The 11,240-nt window shown below is 70.8% G+C and carries 11 protein-coding genes and 1 tRNA gene; 8 read left to right on the forward strand and 4 right to left on the reverse strand.

The window, feature by feature from the left end:
• Positions 1–5 precede the first annotated feature (5 nt).
• Positions 6–1,508: a sensor histidine kinase gene (locus tag EV141_RS05745; RefSeq protein WP_130485019.1), complete on the forward strand. Its 1,503-nt coding sequence runs from the start codon at positions 6–8 to the stop codon at positions 1,506–1,508.
• An 89-nt stretch (positions 1,509–1,597) separates the two neighbouring features.
• On the opposite strand, the gene EV141_RS05750 is transcribed toward EV141_RS05745, so the two are convergent.
• Positions 1,598–1,846, reverse strand: coding sequence for a WhiB family transcriptional regulator (locus EV141_RS05750; protein WP_130485020.1), 249 nt, complete (start codon positions 1,844–1,846; stop codon positions 1,598–1,600).
• Between the two features lie 244 nt (positions 1,847–2,090).
• Here EV141_RS05750 and EV141_RS05755 point away from each other — a divergent pair, with 244 nt between their 5' ends.
• Positions 2,091–2,435, forward strand: a complete 345-nt coding sequence (locus EV141_RS05755; protein ID WP_130485021.1) for a hypothetical protein — start codon at positions 2,091–2,093, stop codon at positions 2,433–2,435.
• 21 nt (positions 2,436–2,456) lie between these two features.
• Here EV141_RS05755 and bcp read toward each other — a convergent pair whose 3' ends face one another.
• The gene (bcp, locus tag EV141_RS05760; protein ID WP_130485022.1) at positions 2,457–2,930 is read right to left on the reverse strand and encodes a thioredoxin-dependent thiol peroxidase; all 474 of its coding nucleotides are present in this window, start codon (positions 2,928–2,930) and stop codon (positions 2,457–2,459) included.
• Between the two features lie 141 nt (positions 2,931–3,071).
• Here bcp and EV141_RS05765 point away from each other — a divergent pair.
• The 3 genes from EV141_RS05765 to EV141_RS05775 all read left to right on the forward strand — a co-directional run bounded on the left by EV141_RS05765 (position 3,072) and on the right by EV141_RS05775 (position 4,546).
• A tRNA-Lys gene (locus tag EV141_RS05765) sits at positions 3,072–3,144 on the forward strand.
• Between the two features lie 103 nt (positions 3,145–3,247).
• A complete protein-coding gene (locus EV141_RS05770; protein ID WP_130485023.1) occupies positions 3,248–3,862 on the forward strand; it encodes a LysE family translocator in 615 nt (204 codons plus the stop codon).
• A gap of 54 nt (positions 3,863–3,916) precedes the next feature.
• Entirely contained in the window at positions 3,917–4,546 is a 630-nt protein-coding gene (locus EV141_RS05775; RefSeq protein WP_241969107.1) for a LysE family translocator, read from the forward strand.
• A 37-nt stretch (positions 4,547–4,583) separates the two neighbouring features.
• Here the strand turns inward: EV141_RS05775 and EV141_RS05780 are convergent, their stop codons facing one another.
• Complete coding sequence (locus EV141_RS05780; RefSeq protein WP_130485024.1) at positions 4,584–4,772, reverse strand: hypothetical protein; 189 nt, start codon at positions 4,770–4,772, stop codon at positions 4,584–4,586.
• A gap of 175 nt (positions 4,773–4,947) precedes the next feature.
• Between EV141_RS05780 and EV141_RS05785 the strand changes: the two genes are divergently transcribed.
• The 3 genes from EV141_RS05785 to EV141_RS05795 are packed head-to-tail and all read left to right on the forward strand — an operon-like array spanning position 4,948 to position 10,403.
• Positions 4,948–5,508 (forward strand): TetR/AcrR family transcriptional regulator, encoded by a 561-nt coding sequence (locus tag EV141_RS05785; RefSeq protein WP_157985517.1) that lies wholly within the window; start codon positions 4,948–4,950, stop codon positions 5,506–5,508.
• Positions 5,509–5,511: 3 nt separating this feature from the next.
• The gene (locus EV141_RS05790; RefSeq protein ID WP_130485026.1) at positions 5,512–8,418 is read left to right on the forward strand and encodes an MMPL family transporter; all 2,907 of its coding nucleotides are present in this window, start codon (positions 5,512–5,514) and stop codon (positions 8,416–8,418) included.
• Positions 8,418–10,403: a YhgE/Pip family protein gene (locus tag EV141_RS05795; protein WP_130485027.1), complete on the forward strand. Its 1,986-nt coding sequence runs from the start codon at positions 8,418–8,420 to the stop codon at positions 10,401–10,403. Before EV141_RS05790 ends, EV141_RS05795 begins: the two co-directional genes overlap by 1 nt.
• Here EV141_RS05795 and EV141_RS05800 read toward each other — a convergent pair.
• On the reverse strand, positions 10,400–11,197 hold the full coding sequence (locus EV141_RS05800) for a sugar phosphate isomerase/epimerase family protein (RefSeq protein ID WP_130485028.1): 798 nt from the start codon (positions 11,195–11,197) through the stop codon (positions 10,400–10,402). The two genes, EV141_RS05795 and EV141_RS05800, sit on opposite strands and share 4 nt — an antisense overlap.
• Positions 11,198–11,240 lie beyond the last annotated feature (43 nt).

Here is an 11,240-nt window from a genome sequence, read left to right on the forward strand (position 1 = left end):
ACGGGGTGTCGACGCTCTCCGACCTCGCCCACGAGCACAGCTCACTCACTGACGCCGACATCGATTGGTTGCACCTCGTCACGGCCGAGGGGCAACTCATCGCCGATCTCGCGTTCGCCGACATCGTGCTGTGGGTGCCCGGCGAGGGTGGCGACTTTGTCGCCGTCGCGAACGCCCGCCCGTCAAGCTCGGCGACCCTGTTCTACCGCGACTTCGTGGGGCAGAGCGTGCGCCCCGAGTGGGCCGAGCTCGTCAGCGAGGCGTTCGACACGGGCCGCATCGTTGACTCGTCAGCACCCGATTGGTACGAAGAGACCCCCACGCGGGTGCGGGCGATCCCCGTGCAGAAACGTCCGGGCCCCGGCGAGCCAGCTGCTCCCGCCCGCCCTATCGCGGTCATCACCCGCCACACGAACCTGTCCGAAGCCCGCATGCCCTCTCGTCAAGAACTCACGTTCAACGAGTGCGCGAACGACCTCTTCCACATGATCGCTACCGGCGATTTTCCCGACCCGAGCGCGCCGAGCGGTCCGCGACGGGGCGCGCCCCGGGCATCCGACGGTCTGATTCGACTCGACGTCGATGGCGTCGTCACCTTCGCGAGCCCGAACGGGCTGTCGGCGTTCAACCGCATGGGCTTCGCAGGTGAGCTCGAGGGCGAGTCGCTGGCCGCCGTCACGACCCGGCTGCTCGCGGGCAAACTGCAGGTCGACGAGTCGCTGCCGCTCGTCGTGACGGGGCGTGCTCCGTGGCGCACCGATATTGACGCGCGCGGGGTGACCGTGAGCCTGCGCGCCATTCCTCTGCGTCAGGCGGGCCAACGCATCGGCGCCATCGTGCTGTGCCGCGACGTCACCGAGGTGCGCCTGCAGGAGCGCGAGCTCATCACCAAAGACGCGACGATTCGCGAGATTCACCACCGCGTGAAGAACAACCTGCAGACGGTCGCGTCGCTGCTGCGCATTCAGGCCAGGCGCGCCCACTCTGACACCACGCGCGAGGCGCTGACGCAGGCCATGCGTCGGGTGTCGGCGATCGCCGTGGTGCACGACACCCTGTCGGAGGGGCTCACGCAGAACGTCGACTTCGACGACGTCTTCGCGCGCGTGCTGAAGCTGATCGCCGAGGTGGCGTCGAGCCACAACACCGTCGTCCGCCCGCGCTCGACCGGCAGCTTCGGAGTGTTGCCGAGCGCCTACGCCACACCGCTCGCGCTCGCGCTCACCGAGTTGGTGACGAACGCGGTCGAGCACGGTCTCGCCGGGCGCACCGACGGTGAGGTCGAGATCGAGGCGACGCGCAGCGATGAGGCTCTGAGCGTGAAGGTGCGCGACAACGGCGAGGGTCTTCCCGAGGGGAAGGTCGGGTCAGGGCTCGGCACCCAGATCGTGCGCACGCTCATTCAGGGCGAACTCGGCGGCACGATCGACTGGCACACGCTCGCGGGAGAGGGCACCGAGGTCACCATTCAGGTGCCGCTGCTCTACCTGCGCCCCCGCGGCGACTAGGCGGCGCTGTCGGCACCCGCGAAAAAACGGCCCGCGCGTGATGCACGGGTCGTTTTTCTGCACCGGCGCGGATGCGCGGTGCGGGTGATCTAGGACGCGCGGCGGGCGCGCGCGGCGCGGCGCTTCAGCGCACGACGCTCGTCTTCGCTGAGGCCACCCCAGACGCCCGAGTCTTGGTTCGTCTCGAGGGCGTACTGCAGGCAGATCTCGGTCACGGGGCATCGACCGCAGACGGTCTTCGCCTTCTCGATCTGGTCGACCGCGGGGCCGGTGTTGCCCACGGGGAAGAACAGCTCGGGGTCAGCAGTCAAGCACGCGGCCTTGTCACGCCAGTCCATGGCACAGCTCCTTAGAATTGGGCATTAGCGCGCCACGAGGACTGAGGGACGCGCTACACCCCGACGACAGGTCGGGGATGAGGTCAGAAAACGAGCAAGAAGCTCGTCGCCCACGGCGCTGTAGGCGTCACAACAACGGCCTATAGAGTCTCATGACCAGAACGTCAAATCAATAGTTTCGGATGGATTTCTTACCGTGGCAGACACCCGCCGTACACCTCTAGTCACCACTTTGATCGTGTTGATGGTGTGCGAAACGGTGTTCGTGGTCGGGTTCACGGTGATTCTCACCCTGCAATTCGCCGCCCAGTCGGCTGAGTTTCCGGTGACCGCGGTGGCGTTCCTCATCTGTGCCGTATTGGTCGGCATCTGGATGGCCGCCACTGTTGTCGGTCTGCTGCGCGCCCGCGCGTGGACGCGCGGCAGCGTGCTGACCTACCACTTCTTGCAGCTGGCCGTCGGTGTCGGCAGCGTTCAGGGCTTCGTGCCCCGACCCGACATCGCGTCGTGGATCATCATCCCCTCGGTGGCGGGAATCGTGCTGATCTTGACGCCGACGCTCGTCGACTACCTGTCAGAACGCGACTAGCGGGGAACCGCGACCTGGCGATTAGGCGTCGATGCCGAGCTTCTTGCGCAGGCTCGCGACGTGGCCCGTGGCCTTCACGTTGTAGAGGGCGTGCGTCAAAACGCCCTGCTCGTCGACGACGAACGTCGAGCGCAGAACGCCCGTGACCGTCTTGCCGTACATCGACTTCTCGCCGTACGCGCCGTACGCGTGGTGCACCGCAAGGTCGGGGTCGCTCAGCAGCGGGAAGGTCAGCTGCTCCTCGTCGGCGAAGGTCTGCAGCTTGTCGGCCGTGTCCTTCGAGACCCCGAGCACCTGGTAGCCGGCCGCTGCCAGCGAGTTCAGGTTGTCGCGGAAGTCGCAGGCCTGGGTGGTGCACCCGGGCGTCGACGCGGCGGGGTAGAAGTAGATGACGACCTTCTGGCCGGCGTAGTCGCCGAGCGACACCGCATTGCCATCCTTGTCGCTGAGGGTGAACGAGGGGGCCGGGGTGCCGGCCTCAAGGCGGTTGCTCATGGTGGCTCCTAGATCAGGGGGGCGTTCGCCCGTTTCTGGTCAGTGTATGGATGCTCGCCCCTCGTCGGCTGGATGCGGGCCGAGTGGCTGAGCGGCCCCGGCAGGTGCTATCGTTTCCTCTCGGCTCGCCCAGCGGGCCGCGCACCTCTAGCTCAATTGGCAGAGCAGCTGACTCTTAATCAGCGGGTTCCGGGTTCGAGTCCCGGGGGGTGTACGAACGGCCCCGTTGCTCTCGCCAGCGCGGGGCCTTTCGCATGTTCGGCGCAGTCGTCTCTCACGCGTTCCGCTCCGTGCCAACGAGGCTCCATACTGACGCTGTGGAGCTCAACACCTGGCTGCTGTACCTCGCGGCCTGCATCGGCCTGTCGCTGACGCCCGGGCCCAACGGCTTGCTCGCGCTGACCCACGGCGCCCTGCACGGCGTGCGCCGCACCGTGTTCACGATTCTGGGCGGCGCGCTCGGCTTTGCCGCCGTGATCGCACTGTCGCTGTTCGGCATCGGGGCACTGCTGGCGGCAAGCGCCGACCTGCTCTTCTGGTTGAAGCTCGCCGGGGGCGCGTACCTCGTCTACCTCGGCATCGTGGTGTGGCGGTCGGCGCCCATTCAGGCGGCGGCCACGAACCCGGGGGCGCGCCCCGCGCATCCTGGTGCCCTGTTCGCCCAGGGGTTGCTCGCGGCGACGACGAACCCGAAGGGGATCCTGTTTTTCGTCGCATTCTTGCCGCAGTTTCTCGACCCCGACGCGAGCCTGCTGGTGCAGTTTGTCGTGATGGCCGCGACCTTCGTCGTCGTCGAGATCGTCTTTGAGTTGGGCGTGGCGCGCGCCTCGCAGGCCATCCAGCCGTGGCTCGCGCGCGTGGGGCGTGCGTTTAATCGCGTCACGGGCGGGCTCTTCGTCGGCGTCGGGGTCCTGCTGCCGCTGCAGCGCTGACCGCCCCGGCGCCCCGCGTCATTCGGGCCCCTCGCGGAGCCGTAGCATCGGCCTGTGCTCGATCCCGCTGGCGCACTCGCCTTCCTCGCGATGTCTGTCGTCATCATCATCGTTCCCGGCCCCGGGGTGCTCTTTGTTGTGGGGCGCGCCCTCGTGCTCGGCACGCGCGGAGCCCTGCTGAGCGTGCTCGGTAATGCCGCGGGTGTCGCCGTGCAGATCGTTGTGGTCGCCGCAGGTCTCGGCGTCGTGATCGCGAGTTCTGAGCTGCTGTTCACCGCGATGAAGGTGCTCGGCGCGGCGGTACTCGTCTGGCTCGGAGTGCAGTCGATTCGGCACCGGCACGCGGTGAGCGCCGACGAGGCCTCGGCGATGGCCGTGCGCACGCGCACCCTCGTGCGTGACAGCGTGGTCGTCGGGCTGACCAACGCGAAAACGATCGTGTTCTTCGTCGCCGCGCTGCCTCAGGCGGCGAGCCCCGATCTCGCCGCACCCGTGCTGCAGATGCTGATTCTTGGCGCCGTCTTCCTCGCCATGGGTATCGCGAGCGACTCGCTCTGGGCGATTGCGGCGGGCACGGCGCGCGACTGGTTCGCCGTCAATGCGCGGCGTCTCGCCACCGTGCGCGCGGCCGGAGGCGTGGCACTGATGGCGCTCGGGGTCGTGATGGGGGCGTCGGCGCTGTAGGCCGTGCCATAGGGCGTTCTCGCGGCGGGGGCGCGGCCTAGCGCTCGAGTTCGCCGGTCTTGTTGTCTTCGATCACGGTGCCGACGGCGATTGCGACGCTGATGCCCCAACTGATCCACATGAGGGCAAGGCGCCAGTCGCGGGGGCCTTCTTTGCTCGTCTTGATGACGCCGACGGCGCCGAAGACCGAGCTCAGGATCGCCCCGTTCAGCAGGTACTTGCGCATGTGTGGTCCCCTCGTGATCGGTGCGCCCACGCTATCGCGGCGCGCGCGACGGATGCACGGCGCGCTCAGGGCGCACACAGCAAGCGGGCGCGTGGCTGGGAATCGGCCCCGCGCATCCCCGGATTCTGACCGATCGGTCATGCGCTGACCGATCGGTCAAATACGCTGGACCATCGTGAGTCTCCACGACCAGTTGCGCGACATCGCGCTCGCCGAATTCGCCTCAGCCGGGTACGCCGCCACGAGCCTGCAGCGCATCGCCGACCTTGCCGGAACCTCGAAGGCCAGCGTGCTCTACCACTACGCCTCGAAAGAGCAGCTGCTCGCCGACGCGATGGCGCCTGCCCTCGACGAGCTGACCGCCATCGTGCGAGGCATCGGCGATGTGGCTGCTGACCGCGGCCAGCGCCTCGCCTTCCTCGAGCGCTTCGTCGACGCGCTGCTCGCGCATCGACAGGTCGTGCACCTGATCGTCAACCAGTCGGCGACGCAGCAAGACGTGCCGGCGTTCGCGCGGGCGCAAGAGCTCATGCGCGAGCTCGCGGCGGCTTTCGAGCTCGCCGCAGGCAGCACCGTCGAGAAGCTGCGCTACGGCATCGCGCTGGCGGGTGCCGCGTACACGCTGGCCGCGAGCGACCTTCTGGGGCTCGAGGGCCCTCCCGATGAGGAAGTGCGCCCCGCCCTCATCACCGTCATGCGCGAACTGCTCGCGCCCGCCCCCGAGCTCAAGGACTAACCCGTGGCCACTCTGCTCTACCGTCTCGGCCGCGCCGCCTACCGTCGCGCCCGCACCGTTCTCGTCGCGTGGCTGCTCGTCGCCTTCGCCCTGCTCGGCGTAGGCCTGGGGCTCGGCGGCTCGACCGACGACACCTTCACCATTCCGGGCACCGAATCGCAGCAGGCGCTCGACGAGCTCGAGCAGCTCTTCCCCGAGGTTGCGGGGGCGAGCGTGCAGGCGGTCGTCGTCGCACCCGACGGCGCTCGGGTCGACGACCCCGAGCTGCGGGCCGAGATTGACGCGATCGCGGCCGATCTGGCCGACGTCGACGGCGTCGATCAGGTGCTCGGCCCGTTCGACGAGTTCGCCGACAACCAGGTGAGTGATGACGGCACGGTCGCGATCATTCAAGCCACCCTCGAGGGGCAGCAGGCCGAGATTTCCGACGAGACGCTCGACGCGGTCATCGCCACCGGAGACGGGCGGGATGCGCGGGTCGAGTTCGCCGGGCAAATTTTCGCCGACCAGGTGCCCGGCATCACGATCATTGAGGCGATCGGCGTCGGCATCGCAGGCATCGTGCTGCTGATCACGTTCGGTTCGCTGCGCGCCGCGGGAATGCCCATCATCAGCGCCCTGCTCGGCGTCGCGGTCACGATGGGCGGCATCTTCCTCGTGGCGGCCGCCGCGCCGGTGTCGAGTGCCGCGCCGCTGCTGGCCCTCATGATCGGGCTCGCGGTCGGCATTGACTACGCCCTGTTCATCCTGTCCCGTCACCGCACGCAGCTGGCGAGCGGCATGGACCCGGCCGAGTCGGCGGGTGTCGCCGCGGGCACCGCGGGCAGTGCCGTGGTCTTTGCCGGTGGCACCGTCATCATCGCCCTCGCGGGCCTGCTCGTCGTGGGCATCCCGTTCCTGTCGATCATGGGCATCGGCGGCGCCGTCGCGGTGGCCGTCGCGGTCGCCGCCGCGCTCACCCTGCTGCCCGCTCTGATGGGGCTCGCCGGCGCTCGCCTGGTCCCGCGCGAGGGGTCCCGCGCGTGGAAGCGCGCTCATCCTGGCGCCTCAGCCACGCCCACGATGGGTCGCCGCTGGGTGCGCGGAGTCATGCGTCGGCCGTGGCTGACGACCGTCGGCGTCGTGGCCGTGCTCGGCTCGATGTCGATTCCCGCCTTCGCGCTTGACCTGAACCTGCCCGACGGGGGCAAAGAGCCCGCGGGCACGACCCAGCGCGAGGCGTACGACCTGATCGCCGACGCCTTCGGCCCCGGAACGGCCGGTCCGCTGCTCGTGACGGTCGACATCACGCAGACGAACGACGTGCTCGACGATCTGGAGGCGATCGGTGACGAGCTCGCCAGCGTGCCGGGCGTGGCCAACGTGAGCCAGGGCATCCCCTCACCGGGGTTGGAGCGCGCCATCTTCCGCGTCGCTCCCGAAACGGCCCCCGATGCCGCCGAGACCAAGCAGGTCGTGGCCGAGCTGCGCGCGCTCGGCGACGAGCTGGTCGAGCGCTACGACACGCCCATCGCCGTCACCGGCGTCACCGCGATTGGCATCGATATTTCGACGCGGCTGACCGGGGCGCTCGTGCCGTTCGGGCTCATTGTGGTCGGGCTGTCGATCGTCTTGCTGATGGCCGTGTTCCGCTCAGTGCTCGTGCCGGTGAAAGCGGCGCTCGGGTTCCTGCTGTCGGTGGGCACAGCGCTCGGCGTGACCGTCGTCGTCTTCCAGTGGGGCTACGGTGCCGAGCTCTTGCATGTTGAGCCCGGGCCGATCTTGAGCTTCATGCCGATCATCCTGATGGCGGTGCTGTTCGGCCTCGCCATGGACTACGAGGTGTTCCTCGTCTCGGGCATGCGTGAGCAGCACGTGCACGGAGCCTCCCCCCGCGAGGCGATCGAGGAGGGCTTCACCAACGGGGCGCGGGTCGTCACGGCTGCGGCACTCATCATGTTCCTCGTCTTCGCCGCCTTCGTGCCCGAAGGCTTGAACCTCATCAAGCCCGTCGCCCTCGGCCTCGCCGTCGGCATCGCCGTCGACGCGTTCGTCGTGCGCATGACCCTGGGCCCCGCGCTCATGACGCTGTTCGGGCGACGCGGCTGGTGGTTCCCGCGGGTGCTCGACCGCGCCCTGCCCAACCTCGACATCGAGGGCGAAGCGCTGGGCGTGCACCGTCGCGCCGAAGCCTGGGCGGCCGAGCACGCGCGCTCTGTTCTCGTGGCCGACGAGGTGCGCGTCGATGGCGTCGACCTTGTGCTGAACGCCGACGTGCCGGCGGGCTCACGCCTCGCGCTCTCGGCGCCGGCGGCCGTGCGTCGTCCGCTCATGGCGGGGCTCGCCGGCTACCTGCCGCTCGCCGGGGGGCGCGCCCGCGTCGCCGATGCCCTGCTGCCCGCGCAACAGGCACGCGCCGCTCGCCGCGTCACCCTCGTCGACCTCGACCCGCTGCGCCTGCCCGCGGGGGCTACGCTCGACGGCCTCGCCGGTGACCGGCTCGCGGCGGCGCGCTCACGCCGCTCGGTCGACGCCTGGTGGGGGGCGCTCGCCAGCCGCCTGGCGAGCGCCGACCAGGCCGACACGGCGCGCGCGCTCACGCGCATCGACACCGGCACGCCGCTCGCCGCGCTCACGCCGTACGAGCGAGCGCTCGTCGCCGCGGCCCTCGGCACGATCGACGCGGCGCCCGTACTGCTCGTCGACACCGGCGAACTGCCCCTCGACACGGTGGCGGCCGCCGACCGCTTGCTGGAGGCGGCGGCGCCCACAGCCGCGCGCATCCTGATCGGCGACGCCGCAACCGGTCTGCCGCGCGATGAGCGCGCCGCCGGCCGGCTCACCACTCCCACGACAGGCGCCGATGCGCCCGCTCACTCCTTCGACGCGGACCCCCCCGTCGACACCCTCAACCCGGAGGCGACCCGCTGATGTCCCGTCGACCCGCACGCCTTACCGCCCTCGTGGCGGCGGCCCTCGTGCCCGCCGCCATCGTCGGAGCCGCTCTGACCGCATTCGGTGACGGCACCGACGACCCTGTCGCGCGCATCCCCGCCGCCGTCGTGAACGACGACGAACTCGTCACCACAACCGGGCCCGACGGCGAGGAGCAGATCATTCTCGCCGGGCGCCTGCTCGTCACCGAGCTGACCGGGCCCGACGCGCCGGGCTTCGACTGGCAGCCGACGAGCGCCGCCGAGGCGGAACGCGCCCTCGCCGCCGGCGACGTCTACGCCGTCGTCACGATTCCGTCGGACTTCTCCGCCTCGATTTCGACCCTGGGTGAGGCGGATGCTCGCCCCGCGACGATCCGCATCGAAACGGACGACGCGCACAGCTACCTCGCCGGCAGCATCACGCAGGCCCTCGGCGAGGGTCTCGTTGCGCAGTTCGGCAGCACGATCACCGAACAGGTGCTCGCCGGCGTGGTTGGCGGCTTCGGCGAGCTCGGCACGGCGCTCGCCGAGGCGGGCGATGGCGCGAGCCAGCTCGCCGACGGCACGCGCGAGCTTGCCGACGGCGTCTCGGCGCTCGGCGACGGGGCGTCGGGCATCGGCACGGGAGCCCGCGAGCTCGGTGCCGGACTCGGCGCCCTCGCGTCGGGTGCCGGGGGAGCGGCAGACGGTGCGGACGAGTCGGCGGCCGGTGCGCGTCAGCTCGCCGACGGCGTCGGCGCGTACGTCGACGGCGTCGATCAGCTCGCCGACGGGCTCGAGACCTTTGCGACCGAGGTGCAGCCGCTGCCCGCGCTGGGCGACGCGATCGCGGGCATCGACCAGCAGGCCACGTCCCTCGCCGGGCAGCTTGCGGCGCTCGCCCCGCAGATCGGCGCCTCAGGGCTGTCGCCGGAGGATCAGCAGGCGTTCATCGACGCGCTGACCGACGCGCAGATCCTCGCCGGCACGACGGATGCCGTCGCCGCCCAGGCCGGGCCCGCCCTCGCACAGGTGCCGGGCGGCGTGGCCCAGTCGGCGGCGGGCGCGCGGGCGCTCGCGACGAACGGCGTTCCCCTCGCTAGCGGCCTCGATGGCCTCGCGACGGGGCTCGGCGAGCTCGCCGGCGGTCTCGACGAGATCGCGGCGGGCGTCGGTGAGACGGCGGGCGGCGCCACGGCGCTCGCCGACGGTGCGGATCAGCTGGCGACCGGGGCGCAGGACGCCGCAGACGGCGCCGTGGCGCTCGCCGACGGCACCGACGAGCTCGGGGCCGGGCTGACCGAGGGTGCCGACGAGGTGCCGTCGGCCGACGAACTGGACCCGGCCGCCCTGCTGTCGCCCGTTGCCCTCGAGACCGAGCGGGCGAACGCGGTCGACGGCATCGGCGGCGTGCTCATCGCCGCCCTCGCCCCGCTTGGCCTCTGGCTCGGGGCGCTCGCCGCCGCCGTCGCGGCACCGCGCGGTGGTGCCGCGCTGATCGGCTCGGCCCTCGGCGCGCGCGCCCAGCTACGCCGCCGCGTGCTGGCGCTGAGCGTCGTCGCGATCGCCCAGGGCGTGCTCGTCGCCCTGCTCGTGCCGACCCTTGCGGGCGCGGCCTGGTCGAGCGTGCCCGCGGTGCTGCTGCTGGCGGTCATCGCCTCGGCGGCCTTCGCCGCCCTGCACCTGGCGGCCGCCCTCGCGCTCGGCCGACGCGCGACCGTCATCGCCTCGCTCGTGCTGCTGGGGCTGCAGGCGGTGGTCGTCGGGGTGGTGATTCCGGTGGATGCGCTGGTCGAGCCGTTCCCGACGCTCGCGGGCATCCTGCCCGCCCCGATCGTCGCCGACGGGATGCTCGCGGCGCTTGCCGGCGGAGACGCCGCCCGCGTCGTGACGGCCGTGACGGTCAGCGTGCTCGTCGGCACTGCGGCGGCGTTCCTCGCGGTGGGGGCGGCGCGCCGACGCCGCACGGTCGCGGTGCGCGAGGCGTACGCGACCGCCTAGGAGGGGTGCGCGAGGTGGGTGCGCGCGAACCGCAGCGTGTCGGCGAGGCGGTCTACGCGCATCCGCTCGTCGCGGCCGCACGCGCGCGTGTTGATTTCGGCGACCACCAGGCCGTCGACGTCGCGCGCGGCCAGGTCGCGCAGAATCTCGGCGACGGGCTGCACGCCCGTGCCCGGCACGAGGTGCTCGTCGACGAGGGACGCTCCGCCCGAGGCGCGGCTCGCGTCGCAGAGGTGCACGTGGCGGAGGCGCTCACCCCACGCGTCGCGCAGGGTGGTCGCCGACATGCCCGCCATCCCGGCGTGCGAGAAGTCGAGCGTGAGGTGATCGACGGCGAGTTCGCCCGGGTTCCAGTGCGGGGCAAAAGCCTCACGTCGCGCGCCGACGCGTGCGGGGAACAAGTTCTCGACGGCGATCGCGACGCTGAACTGGGATTCGAGCTCACGCACGCGCTCGACCAAGCGGCTGGCGCTTCGCCGCTGCCACGCGAACAGCGGATGCGCGACCACCGTCGTCGCCCCCAGTTCGCTCGCGAGCGCGCAACTGCGCTCGAGCTTCACGAGCGGGTTACGACCCCACACGAAGCTGCTGAACAGCAGTACGGGCGAGTGAATGCTGAGCACCGGCAGGCGGTAGCGAGCGCTCAGCTCAGCAAGCGTTCGCGCCGACTGCGTCGATCGGTCGCTCGTGACCATCACCTCGATGCCGTCGAAGCCGACCTCGGCCGCGAGGCGAAACGCGTCGTCGAGCCGCTGCGGCAGAACGCTCGTGGTGCCGAGGCCTATGCGGATCATCGTCGCGAGCGTACGCCGCGCGGGGGTGCGCGGGAGTGAACGG

The sequence above is a fragment of the Microcella putealis genome (genome assembly GCF_004216575.1).
GTDB classification, from domain to species: domain Bacteria; phylum Actinomycetota; class Actinomycetes; order Actinomycetales; family Microbacteriaceae; genus Microcella; species Microcella putealis.